Genomic DNA, 17614 nt, shown 5'->3' on the forward strand with positions numbered 1-17614 from the left:
AGCGGACTATGCTTTCTTCGCGCGAGGCGAACGGGAAGGTTTTGCGCCTGCTCGGGATCGCTCAGCCGAGCTTCGTCCTCGCCGCGATGGGCCGCCCGCGTAGCAGGTCGGCAGTATCCATGGCGGGCTTGCCGGCGCGCTGGATGCGGGTGACGCGGATCGCGCCCGAGCCGCAAGCGACAGTGAGGCCGTCGTCGAGCGCGGTGCCGGGCGCGCCGCTGCCCTCGGCCGGATCGGCGGCGAGGACCTTGTAGCGCTCGCCGTCGAGTTCGAAGAAGGCGCCAGGCGCGGGCATGAAGGCGCGGACCTGCCGTTCGACCTGACCGGCATCCTGCGTGAAGTCGATCCGGGCCTCGGCCTTGTCGATCTTCCTGGCGTAGGTCACGCCGTCCTCGGGCTGGGTGACCGGGCGGTGGACCTTGAGGTCGCGCAGGGTGGCGATGAGGAGCCCGGCGCCCTTGTCCGCGAGTTCGGCGGTCAGCTCGCCGGCGGTCTTGCGGTCGATCGTTGTGCGCAAGGTGGCGAGCATGGGGCCGGTATCGAGCCCGGCTTCCATCTGCATGATGGTGACGCCGGTGGTTGGATCGCCGGCGAGAATGGCCCTCTGGATCGGCGCTGCCCCGCGCCAGCGCGGCAGGATCGAGGCGTGGATGTTGAGGCAGCCGAGGCGCGGCGCATCGAGGATCGCCTGCGGCAGGATCAGCCCGTAGGCGGCGACCACCGCCACATCCGCCTCCAGCGCGGCGAACGCGGTCTGTTCATCGGCTCCCTTGAGCGAGACCGGATGGCGCACCTCGATCCCGCGCGCCTCGGCTTCCTTGTGGACGGGGGAGGGGGTCAGTTCCTTGCCCCTCCGACCGCCGGGACGCGGGGGCTGGGTATAGGCGGCCACGACCTCGTGCCCCGCCTCCACCAGCGCGACGAGGGCCGGCACCGCGAAATCCGGGGTTCCCATGAAGATGATGCGCATATGTGGGGAAGTCTCCGAATGGCTTTCGCTTGTGGCTGCAAGGCCCTATCTGCCGAAACATGGCATCGCAAGAGATCGAGACCCTTACTGCCGCCCTGTCGCGCCTGCCCGGCCTCGGCCCGCGTTCGGCGCGGCGTGCGGTGCTCTGGCTTATCAAGCGGCGCGAGACGGCGCTGGTGCAGTTGCTCGACGCCCTGGCCGCAGTGCGCGAGACGCTGGTCGAGTGCGGGACGTGCGGCAATGTCGACACGTCCGACCCCTGCGGCATCTGTACCGACCCGCGCCGCGATCCGCGTTCCATCTGCGTCGTCGAGGAAGTGGCCGACCTCTGGGCGCTAGACCGCGCCAAGCTGTTCACCGGGCGTTATCACGTTCTCGGCGGCAGGCTCTCCGCGCTCGATGGCGTGCGGCCCGAGGATCTCACGATCGACAAGCTGCTCCAACGCATCGAAGAGGGCGACATCGACGAAGTGCTGCTCGCCATGAACGCGACGCTCGAAGGCCAGACCACGGCGCACTACATCGCCGAACGGCTCGAAGCCTATCCGGTGCGCGTAACCCAGCTCGCGCATGGCCTGCCGGTCGGCGGCGAGCTGGACTACCTCGACGAGGGCACGCTCGCCCAGGCGATCAGGGCGCGTCGCCCTCTGGCGTAACCTCGGGTTTCTTCGGCGGTTCGCTTGCTTCGGGCGCGGGTGTGGTTTCGGCCGGGGCTTGTGTCTCGACGGGCGCGGGGACACTGACCTGCGGCACTGGCTTGCCAGGCTTCACGCCGGCGTGGATGAGCCAGTAGGCGATACCATCGGCCGTGGCCTGCATGCCGGCCTTGTTGAGGTGCCACTGCAGGCCCTGCTTGCCGTCGTAGCCTTGCGGCGCGCCGATCATCCAGGGCTCGGGATCGCAGGGGGTATGCGTGCTGGAGGCCGCATTCATCTCGATGACCAGCGCGCCGTTCCCCAGCGCGACGCGGTCGGTGATCTCGGCCAGGCGCCGCCCGATCTCGCGGATGATCGCGGCGTCCTCAGGGCTCACCGGCGTTACCGCGCACAGCGCGCCGGCTGCTGGCAACGGTGTGAGATACTGGACGAAGATCAACCGGGCCTTGGGAGCAACGTTGCGAACGCGGCGCGCGATTTCGTTGAGCTGCTTCTCGTCGCGCTGATAGTCCGCCTCGGTTGGCACCCTCACGGCCTTGCACGGCTTGGGCTTGGCCCCCGATGCCGCGAGCGCCTTTGCGTTGAAGGCGCAGGTCGCGGAAAACAGGTTGCCGACATAGGACAGGTCGTTGCCGCCAATGGTGACGGTCACCAGCCTCGTTTCGGGCGTCACGCTCTCGATCTGCGGCGGAATGTCACCCCAGGGACCGAGCACATGGTCCGTCGTGGCGCCCGAGCAGGAACGATCCACCAGTACCATGCCGAAGCGCTCGGCCAGCAGAGTCGGGTAGTTGTTGAGGCTCTGTCCGCAGCGCGCCGGGGCACCGGGCTTGGACGGCGGCAACAGCGGACCCGCCGCGTAGGAGGACCCGATGGCCACATAGCGTGCACCTTCCAGGCTTTCCTCGACTGCGGCGGTCTTGTCCTGTGCCGAGAGACGCGGCGTGGCGCAGCCGCCGATCAGCAGCGCGATGGCGGACACGGCGGAAATTGCAGAAAAGCGCATCACTTGACCCAGTCCAATCCGATCTCCTCGTAGATGTCGCGGGCATCGGCCCAGTTCTCGTCCACCTTGACGTGGAGAAAGAGATGGACCTTCTGACCGAGCACCTCAGACAATTCCTTGCGCGCGGCTTCGCCGATGGCGCGGATCTTTGCGCCGCGCTTGCCCAGTACGATCGGCTTCTGGCTGTCGCGCGCGACGACGATCTGCTGGCGGATTTCAACGGACCCGTCGCGCCGCTGCGTATAGCTTTCGGGGCGCACGGCAGCATCGTAGGGCAGTTCGTCGTGGAGCTGCTGATAGAGCTGCTCGCGGGTGATCTCGCATGCGAGCAGCCGCTCCGAGGCGTCGGAGACCTGATCTTCCGGATAGTGCCAGGGGCCTTCGGGCATCAACGCGGCGAGCCTGGCCTTGAGTTCCGGCACGCCGTCGCCCGAAAGTGCCGAGACGAAGAATACCTCGTCGAAGCCGATCTTGCCGGTCAGATCCTCGGCCAGTGCGAGCAGCGGTTCCTTGGCGCTGGCATCCACCTTGTTGAGCACGAGGATCTTGCGTTCCGAGCGGTCCTTCAGCGTTTCGAGCAGGGGCTCCAGCTCATGCCGGCGCTGTTTGACGGCATCGACCACCAGCAGGATCGCATCGGCTTCCTGCGCGCCTTCCCAGGCGGCGGCCACCATCGCGCGGTCCAGGCGGCGGCGCGGCGCGAAGATGCCGGGCGTGTCGGCAAGGATGATCTGCACATCGCCTTCCAGCGCAATGCCCATCAGCCGCGCGCGCGTGGTCTGGGCCTTGGCGGAAGTGATCGCCACTTTCTGCCCGACCAGTGCATTGACCAGAGTCGACTTGCCTGCGTTGGGCGCGCCGATGACGGCGACGAGGCCGCATTTTTCGGTCATCCTTGGTGTACTTTCGGTTGGTAATTGCAGGTGATGTGTTTCGAACGGTGCGGCAATAGCGGCCCTTGCATGGTGCCGGGACTCCGCGTTTCCCGAACGCTGCGGAGCATGCTCGCGCCGATGCTGAAACTCAAGCGAACTTCTTCATGAATTCTTCGGCGGCAAGGGTTTCGGCGTCCTGCTTGGAATTGGCAGTGGCCTGCGCCGAGCCGACCTTGTGGACGGAAACCTCGACGGTGAAGCGCAGGGCATGATCGGGCCCGGAGCGGTCGATCAGGCGGTACTCGGGCATGCGGCGGCGGTTGCCGGCGGCCCATTCCTGCAGCGCCGACTTGGGGTGCTTGCGCTTGCCGGTCTTGCCGGCCAACGTATCGGCCCAGAGCAGGCGCACCATGTCGCGCGCCGGCTCAAATCCCCGCTCGGTGAAACAGGCGCCGATGATCGCCTCCATCACGTCACCCAGGATATTGTCGGAATCCTCGCCGCCGTCGTCGCGCGCCTGCTTGCCCAGGCGCATGTGCGGTCCGAGACCGATGTCGCGGGCGATGCTGGCGCAGGTCGCGCGGCTGACCAACGCGTTGAGGCGCTGCGACAGCCGTCCTTCGGGCTCGTCGCTGTTCTGGTAGAGCCATTCCGCGACGGCCAGCCCGAGCACGCGGTCGCCGAGGAATTCAAGCCGCTCGTAGTTGCGCTTCTCGCCCGTCGAACCGTGGGTGAGCGCGGCGAGCCAGAGGGCTTCGTCTTCGGGCTCGTGGCCGGTGTGCTGGACAAGAAAGGCGCGGACCCGGGGATCAAGCATGCGCGTCAGGTGCTCAGAACGTGCCGCCGATGCGGCTCCAGCGGGCGGCGGTGAACCAGGTCCACGGCTTGAGCCACTCGGACGAACCGTCGGTGGAGAACATCATCACCGCGGCCTTGCCCACGAGATTGCCTTGCGGAACCATGCCGATACCTTCGCCCTCGACGGCGGGAAAGCGGCTGTCGAGCGAATTGTCACGGTTGTCGCCCATCAGGAACATGTGGCCTTCGGGAACGATGAACACGCCCGTATCGTCCTGCGGCGTGCGGCCGAGGTCGAGGACGTTGTAGCTCTTGCCACCCGGCAGCGTTTCACGGAACTGCGGGTAATGGCAGGCCATCCTGCCGTCCTTTTCCGTCCGCTGGAATTCGGGCGCGTAGCAGTGCGTGTTGGGAGAAACGGGGACGACGAAATCGGCGATGGGCTTCTTGGGGACGGCCTTGCCGTTGAGCCAGACCTGTCCGCCCCTGACCTGCACTTCGTCTCCCGGAAGCCCGATGACGCGCTTGATGTAATCGACGTCGTTGCCCGGAGGGGCCTTGAAGATCACCACGTCGCCACGCTCGGGCTGGCTTGCGAAGATCCGGCCCGGGATCAGCGGCAGGCTGAAGGGCAGCGAATATTTCGAATAGCCGTACGACCACTTGGTGGCGAATAGGTAATCGCCATCGAGCAGCCGGGGCAGCATGGATTCGCTCGGGATGTTGAAGGGCGAGATGATGAAGCTGCGCAGGATCGCCACGGCAAGCACCAGCCATATCAGGAAGCCGAAGAAACCTTCGTCTTTCTTTGCGGTGGTGGGTTCACCGGTGCCCTGCGGGAATGCGGGCTGCGCGGTTTCGGCTTCGGTGGCGCTCGGGGTTTCGCTCATGGGGTGAACCCTTGTTGCCAGCAGCGCCCCGCGTCAAGTGCGATCCCGACGAGCGTGCGAGAGTGATCGACATTTAGGCAACTCGTACTTGGTTTTCGCGGTTGCAGTAAGCATAAGGCATCGCAAGTGGCGAACAGGGAGTCTTGTGTATGAGTGCAGCGGTCTGGAACAAGCTGAAGGAACTGGAAAAGCCGAGCCTGGCGCAGATCTTCGCGGCCGATCCCGATCGTCTGGACACCTATGCGACCGGTTTCGAACTGGGCGAGGAGGACAATTCCTGCGCGATCCTCTTCGACTGGTCGAAGACCCACCTCGATGCCGCGCATGTGGCCGCGTTCGAGGAACTGGCGGAGGCCATGGACTTTTCCGGTCGCCGTACAGCCCTTTTCGCCGGCGAGATCGTCAACCCGACCGAAGGGCGCGCCGCCGAGCATACCGCGCAGCGCGGAGTCGGCAAGGAAGAGAGCGTAGCGCTCGCGGCCGAATGCCATCACCGCATGGCGGCGATCGTCGAGGCCATCCATCGCGGGGCCATGGGCGAGGTGAAGCACCTGATCCACATCGGCATCGGCGGATCGGCGCTGGGGCCGGCACTGGCGGTCGATGCCCTTGCCCGCGAAGGGGCGATGGTCGATGTCCACGTGGTTTCCAACATTGATGGCTGTGCGCTCGAACAGGCGTTCGCGGCTTGCGATCCGGCCACGACGATGTTGGCGGTCGCGTCCAAGACCTTTACCACCATCGAGACCATGACCAATGCCGAGAGCGCTCTGGCATGGCTGCGCGAAGGCGGGGTCGACGATCCTTTCGGCAGGGTCGTCGCGCTGACGGCCTCGCCCGAAAAGGCCATGGAATGGGGCGTGGACGAGACGCGCATCCTGCCATTCTCCGAAAGCGTGGGTGGCCGCTACTCGCTGTGGTCCTCGATCGGCTTTCCGGTCGCGATGGCGCTGGGCTGGCCCGACTTTGCCGAGTTGCTGGCCGGGGCCGCCGCCATGGACGTGCATTTCCGCGATTCCGACGGCATGGCCAACCTGCCGCTGCGCGCTGCCTTCGCCGACCAGTACTACACCCGACTGCGCGGCTGCCAGACGCGCGCGGTCTTCGCTTATGACGAGCGTCTCGCGCTGCTGCCCGACTATCTCCAGCAGTTGGAGATGGAGTCGAACGGCAAGAGCGTGAAGGCAGACGGTTCGCCGGTCGACGGACCGACCGCGCCGATCACCTGGGGCGGGGTCGGCACGGATGCCCAGCACGCCGTGTTCCAGCTGCTCCATCAGGGTACCAATCTGGTGCCGGTCGATTTCATCGCAGCGATTGTCCCAGGGCACGATCTCGCGCTGGACCACCATCGCATCCTGCTGTCCAACTGCTTCGCGCAGGGCGCGGCACTGATGGCGGGTAAGGAGAGCGACGATCCGGCCCGCGCCTATCCGGGTGACCGCCCCTCGGCGACGATCCTGCTCGACGAGGTCAGCCCGGTGACGTTCGGCGCCCTGATCGCCTTCCACGAACACCGCACTTTCGCGAATGCCGTGCTGATGGGCATCAATCCGTTCGACCAGTTCGGCGTGGAACTGGGCAAGGCAATCGCCAAGCAGATCGAGCAGGGAGGCACGACGTTCGACCCCTCGACCGAGGCGCTGCTGAAACGCGCCGGTATCGCCTGACGTTCCCATGTGCCGTGCCGCGCCAGTGGCGAAAGGACTGTGGCATTAGTGACTTGGAAGGAACTCCAGGACACAATCGCATCGGTCGCTCTGCCCGAGGCGTTCTCCCGGCAGCAGGCGGATCGGGTCGAAACGGGGTGGTGGCCATGGCAAGGCCTTTTACGATGATACGCGGCGCGGCGATGGCGAGCGCGCTGGCAATGGCTCTGGCAGGCTGCGGCGGAGGCGGGGGGACGGTGAGTTCCACGCCTGCGCCTGCGCCAACCCCGACGCCAACACCTGCCCCAACTCCCACGCCCACCCCCACGCCGACGTCATCCTACGTCATCACGCCGCAGAACCAGCAGCCCACGCGGTCGGCCGAGGACGATGCCGAATACCGGCGCAACTATGTCTCGTTCGAATACGTCAATGCGCTCTACGCGCTCGACAATGGCTGGACCGGGCAGGGCGTGCAGGTCGCCGTCCTCGATGACGGCGTCAAGGAAGTGCCCGAGCTTCAGGGCAAAATATCCAGCCTGAGCCGGGACTACGGGACGGTGACCCAGAATGGTGCGACCACCCAGCGCGATGTCATCGGCGATGAATATTCGGACCATGGAACCATGGTCGCGGGCGTGATCGCGGCGGCCAACAACGGCGTCGGCGTTCAGGGTATCGCGCCCGGTGCCGAAATCGTCGCCTTGCGCATTAGCGAGATCAATCTCGACGCGACCAACCCGGACGATACGGAAACGCTGGGCATCGGCCTGACCGAAGCCATCGCCTATGCGGGCAGTCAGGGCATCAAGGTGATCAATGCCTCGATCTCCAAGGTCGATCCCACGCAGCCCGAGCCGGCCTGGGCGCAGGCGGTTGCCGGCTACCAGACCGCCGGTGGGCTGTTCGTCAATGCCGCGGGCAACGACAGTGCCGCCAACGCCGACGGTTACCTCGATCTCAATTCCAGCAATTCGCAAAGCTGGCTGTTCGTGGTGGCGCTTGCGGGAACGCAGACCAGTTACGAACTGGCCGACTATTCGAACCAGTGCGGCGCGACGGCAATGAACAGTTGCGTCGCGGCGATGGGGACCAATGCCACGCAGGACGTGGACGGCCAGATCGTCCTGTTCAGCGGCACCAGTTCCGCGACGCCGCAGGTGAGCGGGCTGGCCGCGCTGATCCTGAGCAAGTGGCCGCAGTTGTCCGGGGTCGAAGCTGGGCAGGTCATCGTCAATACCGCGCGCGACATCGGTGCGCCGGGCGTCGACCCGGTCTTCGGCCATGGGCTGATCGACGTGCAGGCCGCGCTATCGCCGATCGATCCGACACTGTCGAACGGGGTTGTGCAGACGGCTGTCGGGTCGTCGGTGATGGCAGCGCCGGCGGCGGTGAGCACCACCGGGGTCACGACCGCGGCGCTGGGCGATGTCACGGTGCTCGATGCCTATGGCCGCGATTTCAGGGGCGACCTTTCGGGTCTTGTCGCCCGCCCCGTGGTGGACCGCTACTCGATTGAGCGCCGGATGCGCCTGCAGGCCAATGCCGGAAGCACGCATTTCGCCACGCGGGACCTCAGCGCGAGCGCGGGCTTTACCTCTCTGCGCGTCGGTCCGGGCGAGGACGAAGTGCGCACGATGCTGACCAACGGGCAGGTCTCGGTACGTACGGGCCGGACCTGGCTGACGGCAGCGCTTCATTCGAACGACGGCGTTTCCAACGAGTTCATGGGCCTCGCACCCAGTTCGGACGCGGTGCTGGCCTATGCGCCCGTCGCGGATCTGTCCGTCGGTGCGGAGCATCCACTGGCCGGTGGCAGGTTCGGTGCGACGTTCGTCGGCGGACGGGAGGCTTATGGGGCCGCCAGCGGGGCGGTGCTTTCCTGGCGTAAGGCGCGCACCGCCATCAAGGCCGGGTTGCTCGACGAGAGCGGCACCGTTTTCGGCACGCCGACCGGTTCGGGCGCACTACGCTTCGGCGACGGCGCGCGCACCGCGTTCGTCGAGGTGGCACAGGCGATCCCGCTGGGCCGGTGGCGGCTTGACGGCTACGCGAGCCTGGGCGCGACTCGGCTCAAGCTGACGGACGACATGCTGCTCACCGATGCCGGCACGTTCGTCACGAACCGCTTCGGCGTTACGGCGAGCCGGGCACTGCTGGGCGGCGTGCTGCGCTTCGGCGTGGCCCAGCCCCTGACGGTGGTATCGGGGCAGGGCACCTATACGGTCGGCTCGGGGTATGATCTGGCCAGTCGCTCGCTGCTCTTCACCGATCGCCGCGTCGATTTCTCGGGCGGCTTCGATCCGTTGCTGACTCTCGGTTTCGAAAAGCGGAGCGCCCGGTCGCAAGTGCGTCTGGGCATGGCCAGCACCACCGACGGCCGCGATCTGCGGGCGCTCGGGACCTGGCGACTGCTCCTGCAGTAACCCGGCTGCGGACCTGATTTCGCTCAATTGATTGCCGCCAGGTGGTTGGCAATCGCGGGCATCATGCCCCATATGCGCCCCGATTTACGCTGAGGCCAAGGCCGGGAGCACGCGCATGTCCGAATACGATTACGACCTTTTCACCATCGGCGCCGGTTCGGGCGGCGTTCGTGCCAGCCGTGTGGCTGCCGCCCATGGCGCGCGCGTCGCGGTTGCCGAGGAATTCAGGGTCGGGGGGACATGCGTGATCCGGGGCTGCGTGCCCAAGAAGATGCTCGTCTACGGTGCCCATTTCGCCGAGGACCTCGAGGACGCACGGCATTTCGGCTGGGATATTCCCGAGGCGCGGTTCGACTGGGTAAAACTGCGCGACAACGTGCTGAACGACGTGGACCGGCTCAACGGCCTTTATACGCAGACGCTGACCAACCATGAGGTCGAGATCTTCCATGAACGGGCCACGATCACCGGCCCGCACGAGGTCACCTTGTCGAGCGGCGAGAAGAAGACCGCGAAATACATTCTCGTCGCCACCGGCGCCCGGCCGCATGTGCCGTCGTGCCCCGGGCACGAGCTGGGCATCACGTCGAACGAGGCCTTCCACCTCGATGCGATCCCGCGCCGCGTGCTGATCGCGGGTGCGGGCTATATCGCCAACGAGTTCGCGGGCATCTTCAACGAGTTCGGCGCGAAGGTCACTTTGATGAACCGCTCGGACCAGCTGCTGCGCGGCTACGACGAGGCGTTGCGCGATCGCCTTCTGCAGATCTCGATCACCAAGGGGATCGATTTCCGCTTCAATGCCGAATTCGAGAAGATCGAGAAGAACGCGGATGGTTCGCTTACGGTCTTCATGACCAGCCATGATCCCATCGAGGTCGATTGCGTCATGTTCGCGACCGGCCGCGTGCCCAATGTAGAAGGGCTCGGCCTTGAGGGCGTGGGCGTCGCGATGAGCGACAGGGGCGCGATCCTCGTCGACGAGCATTCGAAGAGCAGCGTCGATCATATCTACGCCGTGGGCGACGTGACCGACCGCGTCCAGCTCACCCCCGTAGCGATCCGCGAAGGGCAGGCCTTTGCCGATACCGTGTTCGGTGGCAAGCCGACCACGGTGGACTATCACTGCATCCCCTCGGCCGTGTTCAGTCACCCGCCGATCGCCAGTGTCGGCATGACCGAAGACGAAGCCGCCGGAAAGCTGGGTTCGATCAAGGTCTACACCAGCGATTTCCGACCGATGAAGAACGTCGTGGCACACCGCGACGAGCGTTCGCTCTACAAGATGATCTGCGATGCCGAGACCGACCGCGTCGTGGGCCTGCACATGATCGGTCCGGAAGCGCCGGAGATCATGCAGGCAGCCGCGATCGCGGTGAAGGCCGGGCTCACCAAGGCCGATTTCGACGCGACCGTCGCCGTCCACCCGACGATGTCCGAGGAACTCGTCCTGCTCAAGTGACCGGAATAGCGCGGACGCCATCGCGGGGTTGCATGATCGGGCGAGGGGGCTATGCCCGGGCCATGCGTTTCCTACGATGGTTGCCCGCGAGTCTGCTTGCGGTGCTTTCGACGCCCGCGCTGGCGCATGGCGGACACGTGCACGCCGATGCCAGTCCCTGGACCCTCTGGCAGCTTTCTCCGGAGATCCTGCTCGGTCTCGTCATCGCGGGGCTGATCTACTGGCGCGGAAGCCGCCACGGGCTGGTCGACGAGCGCTGGCGCGTAGCGGCGTTCTTCGGCGGTCTTGTGGCGCTCTTCGTGGCGCTGATTTCGCCGGTCGAGCGGCTGGCGGACCATATTTTCGCGGTCCATCAGGTCGAGCACATGCTGCTGCGCACCGTCGCGCCGATGCTGCTGTTCCTTTCGCGACCGCAGGCGGCGCTGGTGCGCGGCCTGCCCAACGGGGTGAGCAAGGTCTTTGCCGGAACCGGCTGGCTACGCTGTCTCGTCGATTTCCTGCGGCATCCGGTCGTGGCGACAGTGCTGTTCCTGCTCGCCAGCTATTTCTGGATGCTGCCGCAGTTTCACGACCTCGCCATCCTCGACGAGCCGATCCACTACATGTGGCACATCAGCCTGCTGGTGACGGGGCTCATCTTCTTCTCGGTCATCTTCGACCGCCGCACCGCGCCGCAGGGGCCGGGGCTGGGCACCCGCCTTGGCATGTTCGTCTTCGCGGCGCTGGGCAATATCGTGCTGGGGGCCTTCCTCACGTTCAAGACGGTGCCGCTCTACGATGCCTACATCACGCTCGGGCACATGTGGCACGTCTCGATGCTGACCGATGAACAGACAGGCGGGATCATCATGTGGATTCCGGGCACGATGATGTTCGCGCTCAGCGCAATTCTCGTCATCCATCGCTGGGGCAGCGAGGAAGAGCGCGTCGTCTCGCGCCGCCTGCGCACCGGACGGGAAATGACCGCCGCGAGCGCGGGTGCCAACCGTACGTTGGCGTTCGGCCTTGCGGGTTTTGCGCTGCTGATGCTGGCGATCGTGTTCAGTCTCGTGTCGGTCATCGACCACCCGCACGGCCGGGCGCGCGACTTCGGGCTGTCGGGACAAATTCCCGGTTAGTCACAAACAGGCCCGTTACAGCCCACGGCTGGACAAAAATGGCTGAATCGGGGCTGCGATTTGCATTAATCGTGCGATTAAAACTATTGACCTAAACGCTTTGACCTGCCTTTAGCGGGCCGAGCATTCTACGCTGGAACCACCTCGGACAAGGGAAGCCGGATGACAGCCAATATCGCCGAAATGGAAAAGCGCCGCGCAGCCGCCAAGATGGGCGGCGGGCAAAGGCGCATCGACGCACAGCACGCCAAGGGCAAGCTTACCGCGCGCGAGCGTCTGGAAGTTCTGCTCGACGAGGACAGCTTCGAGGAAATGGACCTCTACGTCGAGCACGATTGCGTCGATTTCGGCATGCAGGACCAGAAGATTCCCGGCGACGGCGTCGTCACCGGATCGGGCACGATCAACGGCCGTCTGGTCTATGTCTTCTCGCAGGACTTCACCGTGTTCGGCGGCTCGCTTTCGGCCCGTCACGCGCAGAAGATCTGCAAGGTGATGGACTCGGCCATGAAGGTCGGCGCGCCGGTGATTGGCCTCAACGACTCCGGCGGCGCGCGCATTCAGGAAGGTGTCGCCTCGCTCGGCGGTTATGCCGACGTGTTCCAGCGCAACGTCACAGCCTCGGGCGTCGTGCCGCAGCTTTCGCTGATCATGGGCCCCTGCGCGGGCGGCGCGGTCTATTCGCCGGCGATGACCGACTTCATCTTCATGGTGAAGGATAGCTCGTACATGTTCGTGACCGGTCCCGACGTCGTGAAGACCGTCACCAACGAAGTCGTCACGCAGGAAGAGCTGGGCGGCGCGATCACCCACTCCAGCAAGACCTCGGTTTCCGACCTCGCTCTCGAAAACGACATCGAGGCGCTGCTGGCCGCGCGTGATTTCGTCGATTTCCTGCCCTCGTCGAACCGCGACGAAGCGCCCGAGCGTCCTTGCGCCGATCCTTGGGATCGCGAGGAACAGAGCCTCGACACGATCATTCCGCCCTCGGCCAACCAGCCCTATGACATGCACGAAGTGATCCGCAAGACGCTCGACGAAGGCGAGTTCTTCGAGATCCAGCCGCTCCACGCGGGCAATATCCTGTGCGGTTTCGGCCGTGTCGAAGGCAAGACCGTGGGCATCGTAGCCAACCAGCCGATGGTGCTGGCGGGCGTGCTCGACATCAACTCTTCGAAGAAGGCCGCGCGTTTCGTGCGCTTCTGCGATGCCTTCAACATCCCGATTCTGACCTTCGTCGACGTTCCGGGCTTCCTTCCCGGCACCGATCAGGAGCACAACGGCATCATCAAGCACGGCGCCAAACTGCTGTTCGCCTATGCCGAGGCGACTGTGCCGAAGATCACCGTGATTACCCGCAAGGCCTATGGCGGCGCCTACGACGTCATGAGCTCCAAGCACCTGCGCGGCGATCTCAACTATGCATGGCCGACCGCCGAAATCGCGGTGATGGGGGCCAAGGGCGCGGTGGAGATCATCTTCCGCGGCCAGGATGCAGAGGGCATCGCCGCCAAGACCAAGGAGTACGAAGACCGCTTCGCCAACCCGTTCGTGGCTGCAAGCCGCGGCTATATCGACGAAGTGATCTACCCGCACTCCACGCGTCGCCGCATTGCCCTGGGACTTCGCAAGCTGCGCAACAAGGCGCTCGAGAATCCCTGGAAGAAGCACGACAACATTCCGCTGTAACGTGATCGGGGCACTCTGGCGGCCCGGGGCCGGCAGGTGTCTCTTTTGCGAGTACCGCATTGGGGAGACAGCTGCGAAAGGGGTCTCCTTTTGAAACCGAACAAGGGATAGGAAGTCCGATCATGGAAGATGTCTACATTGTCAGCGGCGTGCGTACGGCCATCGGAGACTTCGGCGGATCGCTGAAGAGCTTCATGCCTTCGGATCTGGGCGGCATGGTCGCCACCGAAGCGCTCAAGCGTGCCGGCGTCGAGCCCGAGGCAGTGGAACATGTCGTTATCGGCCAGGTCATGCCCACCAGCGCGCGTGACGAGATGCTCAGCCGCGTGATCGGCATCAATGCCGGCGTGCCACTTTCGACCCCGGCACTCACGCTCAACCGCCTGTGCGGTTCGGGCGTGCAGGCGATCGTTTCGTCGGCACAGATGATGATGCTCGGCGAAGCGAAGATCACGCTGGCGGGCGGTGCTGAATCGATGTCGAACGTGCCTTATCATGACCACGGCGTGCGCTGGGGCAAGAAGATGGGCCCCAACGTTCAGGAAGACGCGCTGACGCTTGGCCTATCCGATGCGATCAGCGGAAACCACATGGGTATCACCGCCGAGAACGTCGCCGAGCGCCATCAGGTGACGCGCGAGGAAATGGACGTGCTGGCCACGACCAGCCACCAGCGTGCCGCCCGCGCCATCGAGGAAGGCCGCTTCAAGGAGCAGATCCTTCCCGTCGAGGTGAAGACCCGCAAGGGCGTGACCGTGTTCGACACCGACGAGCACGTGAAGGCTGAGACCACGGTTGAAGTGCTTGCCAAGATGAAGCCTGCCTTCAAGAAGGACGGTTCGGTCACCGCGGGCAATGCCTCGGGCATCAACGACGCGGCCGCCGCCGTTGTCCTTGCGACCGGCAGCGAAGTCGAGAAGCGCGGTCTCAAGCCGATGGCCAAGATCATCGCCTGGGGCCATGCCGGCGTCGAGCCCGAATACATGGGCGAAGGCCCGATCAAGGCGGTGCCGATCGCGCTGGAGCGTGCCGGCATGACGCTCGATCAGATGGACGTGATCGAAAGCAACGAGGCGTTTGCCGCCCAGGCCGTGGCTTGCGCCAAGGCACTCGGCTTTCATCCCGACAAGGTGAACCCCAACGGTTCGGGCGTCAGCCTGGGCCACGCGGTCGGCGCGACCGGCGTGATCCTCACCATCAAGGCGATGTACGAGCTGAAGCGGATCGGCGGCAAGTACGGCCTCATCACCATGTGCATCGGTGGTGGTCAGGGCATCGCCATGATCATCGAGAATGTGGAGTAGAAACCCATGAAACTCGGACGCATGAACCACATCGGCGTTGCTACGCCCGATCTCGACGCTTCCATCGCGTTCTACCGCGATGTGATGGGCGCGACTGACATCACCGAGCCCTTCGTGCTTGACAGCCAGAAGGTGCGCGTCTGCTTCGTCAACACGCCGGGCGAGAACGGAACGGCGGGCACGCAAGTCGAACTGCTGCAGCCCACCGAGGCAGACTCGGCGGTCGGCAAATGGCTGGAGAAGAACCCGCTCGGTGGCCAGCACCACGTTTGCTACGAAGTGCCTGACATTCACGCCGCCAAGGCGTGGTTCGAAAGCAAGGGCAAGCGCGTGCTGGGTGAGCCCCGCATCGGCGCCCACGGTACCCTGATCTTCTTCGTCCACCCCAAGGACATGGGCGGTCAGCTGACCGAGATCATGGAAACGCCGAAAGAGGCGCATTGAGGTTTGACCTGTCCTCTCCCCTCCGGGGGAGAGGAGCGAGACTTGCCCTCGCATTTGCGGGGGTTAGTCGCAGCGGAGAGGGGAGCCTCCTCTCCAACTTCGGCTAGGCCCGCATGCGGGCAAGCCTTCGTATCCTCTCCCCTGAAGGGGAGCGGGCAGTAAGGTAGGAAAACATGGCAGACATCAACGACTGGAAGGCCCTCGCCGACAAGGAAGTCAAGGGCAGGGACCTGACCTGGAACACCCCCGAGGGCATCGCGGTCAAGCCGCTCTACACCGCCGAGGATGTGCAGGCCGATCCGGGGCTGCCCGGCTTCGCCCCGTTCACGCGCGGTGTGAAGGCCTCGATGTATGCCGGTCGTCCCTGGACCATCCGCCAGTATGCCGGTTTCTCGACCGCCGAGGAATCGAACGCGTTCTACCGCCGCAACCTTGCCGCGGGTCAGAAGGGCCTGTCGGTCGCTTTCGACCTTGCCACGCACCGCGGCTACGATTCCGATCACCCGCGCGTCACGGGTGACGTCGGCAAGGCGGGCGTCGCCATCGACTCGGTCGAGGACATGAAGATCCTCTTCGACGGTATTCCGCTTGGCGAAATGTCCGTCTCGATGACCATGAACGGCGCAGTGATCCCGTGCCTCGCGTTCTACATCATCGCCGCCGAGGAACAGGGCGTCAGCCCCGACCAGCTGACCGGGACCATCCAGAACGACATCCTCAAGGAGTTCATGGTCCGCAACACCTACATCTATCCGCCCGAGCCCTCGATGCGGATCATTTCGGACATCTTCGCATATACCGCGGACAACATGCCGAAATTCAACAGCATTTCGATCTCCGGCTACCACATGCAGGAAGCCGGCGCGACGCAGGTGCAGGAACTGGCCTTCACCATCGCCGACGGTATGGAATACGTGAAGTACGGCGTTGCCTCGGGCCTCGACATCGACAAGTTCGCGGGCCGCCTGTCGTTCTTCTTCGCCATCGGCATGAACTTCTTCATGGAAATCGCCAAGCTGCGCGCCGCGCGCACGCTGTGGTACCGCGCCATGACTCAGCTCGGCGCCCAGTCCGAGCGTTCGAAGATGCTGCGCACCCACTGCCAGACCTCGGGCGTCTCGCTGCAGGAGCAGGACCCCTACAACAACGTCATGCGCACCACGATCGAGGCGATGGCGGCGATGCTGGGCGGCACCCAGTCGCTGCACACCAACGCGCTCGACGAGGCAATCGCGCTGCCGACCGACTTCTCGGCCCGCATCGCGCGTAACACCCAGATCGTCATCCAGGAAGAGACCGGCATGTGCAATGTCGTCGATCCGCTGGGCGGCTCCTACTACATCGAGGCGCTGACGAGCGAACTGGTCGACAAGGCCTGGGAGATCATCGAGCGCGTCGAGAGTGAAGGCGGCATGGCCAAGGCGGTTGCCGCTGGCTGGCCCAAGGCGATGATCGAGGAAGCCGCCGCCGGCCGTCAGGCTCGCGTCGACAAGGGCGACGATGTCATCGTTGGCGTCAACAAGTACCGCCTGGCGCAGGAAGATGCGCTCGAAACGCTCGAAGTCGACAATCATGTCGTCCGCGAAGCGCAGATCGCCCGCATCAAGCGTACCCGCGAAAACCGTGACGAGGCCAAGTGCCAGGCCGCGCTCAAGGCGCTGGCCGAAGGTGCCAGGGCGAGCGGCAATCTGCTGGGCCTTGCTGTCGATGCCGCCCGCGAGCGTGCGACGCTGGGCGAGATCTCGGACGCAATGGAAGCCGCGTTCGGCCGCTACGGCACCACGCCGACCCCGGTGAAGGGCGTCTATGGTGGCGCCTATGCCGGCGACAGCCGCTACCAGCAGGTTGTGAGCGGCGTCGAAGCCGTGACCAACCGCCTCGGCCGCGCGCCCAAGCTCTTCGTCGCCAAGATGGGCCAGGACGGCCACGACCGCGGCGCCAACGTGATCGCCTCGGCTTTCTCGGACATGGGCTTCGATGTCGTGTCCGGCCCGCTGTTCCAGACCCCGGAAGAGGCCTGCAAGATGGCGCTCGACAACAACGTCGATGCCGTCGGCGCCAGCTCGCTGGCGGCCGGGCACAAGACGCTCATCCCCGAGCTGATCGGCCACCTCAAGGATGCCGGCCGCGCCGACATCAAGGTCGTCGCCGGTGGCGTCATCCCGCCGCAGGACTATGACTTCCTGAAGAAGGCGGGCGTCCAGGGCATCTACGGCCCGGGCTCGAACGTGGTCGAATGCGCCGCCGACATGCTGCGCCTGCTCGGCCACAACATGCCGCCGGTCGGCGACGAGCTGGAAGCCGCCGAGTAAGCCGGCGGCCTGCAC

At 65.1% G+C, this 17614-nt stretch carries 14 protein-coding genes; 9 read left to right on the top strand and 5 right to left on the bottom strand.

Translation table 11 applies throughout. The annotated features are described in order from the left end of the window. Positions 1 to 61: 61 nt before the first annotated feature. The gene (gene fmt / locus NZK81_RS15545; RefSeq protein WP_260046992.1) at positions 62 to 970 is read right to left on the bottom strand and encodes a methionyl-tRNA formyltransferase; all 909 of its coding nucleotides are present in this window, start codon (positions 968 to 970) and stop codon (positions 62 to 64) included. A 59-nt stretch (positions 971 to 1029) separates the two neighbouring features. On the opposite strand from fmt, the gene recR reads away from it, so the two are divergent. After that, positions 1030 to 1626: a recombination mediator RecR gene (gene recR / locus NZK81_RS15550; protein WP_260046993.1), complete on the top strand. Its 597-nt coding sequence runs from the start codon at positions 1030 to 1032 to the stop codon at positions 1624 to 1626. Here the strand turns inward: recR and NZK81_RS15555 are convergent. From NZK81_RS15555 to lepB, 4 genes are all read right to left on the bottom strand, one after another. Then, the gene (locus NZK81_RS15555) at positions 1601 to 2632 is read right to left on the bottom strand and encodes an SGNH/GDSL hydrolase family protein (protein WP_260046994.1); all 1032 of its coding nucleotides are present in this window, start codon (positions 2630 to 2632) and stop codon (positions 1601 to 1603) included. The two genes, recR and NZK81_RS15555, sit on opposite strands and share 26 nt — an antisense overlap. Beyond that, a complete protein-coding gene (gene era, locus NZK81_RS15560) occupies positions 2632 to 3525 on the bottom strand; it encodes a GTPase Era (RefSeq protein ID WP_260046995.1) in 894 nt (297 codons plus the stop codon). Before era ends, NZK81_RS15555 begins: the two co-directional genes overlap by 1 nt. 130 nt (positions 3526 to 3655) lie before the next feature. After that, a complete protein-coding gene (rnc, locus tag NZK81_RS15565; RefSeq protein ID WP_260046996.1) occupies positions 3656 to 4324 on the bottom strand; it encodes a ribonuclease III in 669 nt (222 codons plus the stop codon). A 13-nt stretch (positions 4325 to 4337) separates the two neighbouring features. Then, on the bottom strand, positions 4338 to 5195 hold the full coding sequence (lepB, locus tag NZK81_RS15570; protein ID WP_260046997.1) for a signal peptidase I: 858 nt from the start codon (positions 5193 to 5195) through the stop codon (positions 4338 to 4340). A gap of 149 nt (positions 5196 to 5344) precedes the next feature. Here lepB and pgi point away from each other — a divergent pair, with 149 nt between their 5' ends. From pgi to scpA, 8 genes are all read left to right on the top strand, one after another. Beyond that, positions 5345 to 6865, top strand: coding sequence for a glucose-6-phosphate isomerase (gene pgi, locus NZK81_RS15575; protein WP_260046998.1), 1521 nt, complete (start codon positions 5345 to 5347; stop codon positions 6863 to 6865). A 146-nt stretch (positions 6866 to 7011) separates the two neighbouring features. Next, complete coding sequence (locus NZK81_RS15580) at positions 7012 to 9270, top strand: S8 family peptidase (protein WP_260046999.1); 2259 nt, start codon at positions 7012 to 7014, stop codon at positions 9268 to 9270. Positions 9271 to 9385: 115 nt separating this feature from the next. Continuing rightward, positions 9386 to 10732: a glutathione-disulfide reductase gene (gene gor, locus NZK81_RS15585; RefSeq protein WP_260047000.1), complete on the top strand. Its 1347-nt coding sequence runs from the start codon at positions 9386 to 9388 to the stop codon at positions 10730 to 10732. Positions 10733 to 10833: 101 nt separating this feature from the next. Continuing rightward, complete coding sequence (locus tag NZK81_RS15590; RefSeq protein ID WP_260047001.1) at positions 10834 to 11850, top strand: cytochrome c oxidase assembly protein; 1017 nt, start codon at positions 10834 to 10836, stop codon at positions 11848 to 11850. A gap of 162 nt (positions 11851 to 12012) precedes the next feature. Further along, on the top strand, positions 12013 to 13539 hold the full coding sequence (locus NZK81_RS15595) for an acyl-CoA carboxylase subunit beta (protein WP_260047002.1): 1527 nt from the start codon (positions 12013 to 12015) through the stop codon (positions 13537 to 13539). A 122-nt stretch (positions 13540 to 13661) separates the two neighbouring features. Further along, on the top strand, positions 13662 to 14843 hold the full coding sequence (gene bktB, locus NZK81_RS15600; RefSeq protein WP_260047003.1) for a beta-ketothiolase BktB: 1182 nt from the start codon (positions 13662 to 13664) through the stop codon (positions 14841 to 14843). Between the two features lie 6 nt (positions 14844 to 14849). After that, positions 14850 to 15287 (top strand): methylmalonyl-CoA epimerase, encoded by a 438-nt coding sequence (gene mce, locus NZK81_RS15605; protein ID WP_039283584.1) that lies wholly within the window; start codon positions 14850 to 14852, stop codon positions 15285 to 15287. A 173-nt stretch (positions 15288 to 15460) separates the two neighbouring features. Further along, positions 15461 to 17599: a methylmalonyl-CoA mutase gene (gene scpA, locus NZK81_RS15610; RefSeq protein ID WP_260047004.1), complete on the top strand. Its 2139-nt coding sequence runs from the start codon at positions 15461 to 15463 to the stop codon at positions 17597 to 17599. The last annotated feature ends 15 nt before the right edge of the window (positions 17600 to 17614 follow it).

Source organism: Novosphingobium mangrovisedimenti (genome assembly GCF_025153475.1).
GTDB classification, from domain to species: domain Bacteria; phylum Pseudomonadota; class Alphaproteobacteria; order Sphingomonadales; family Sphingomonadaceae; genus Novosphingobium; species Novosphingobium mangrovi_A.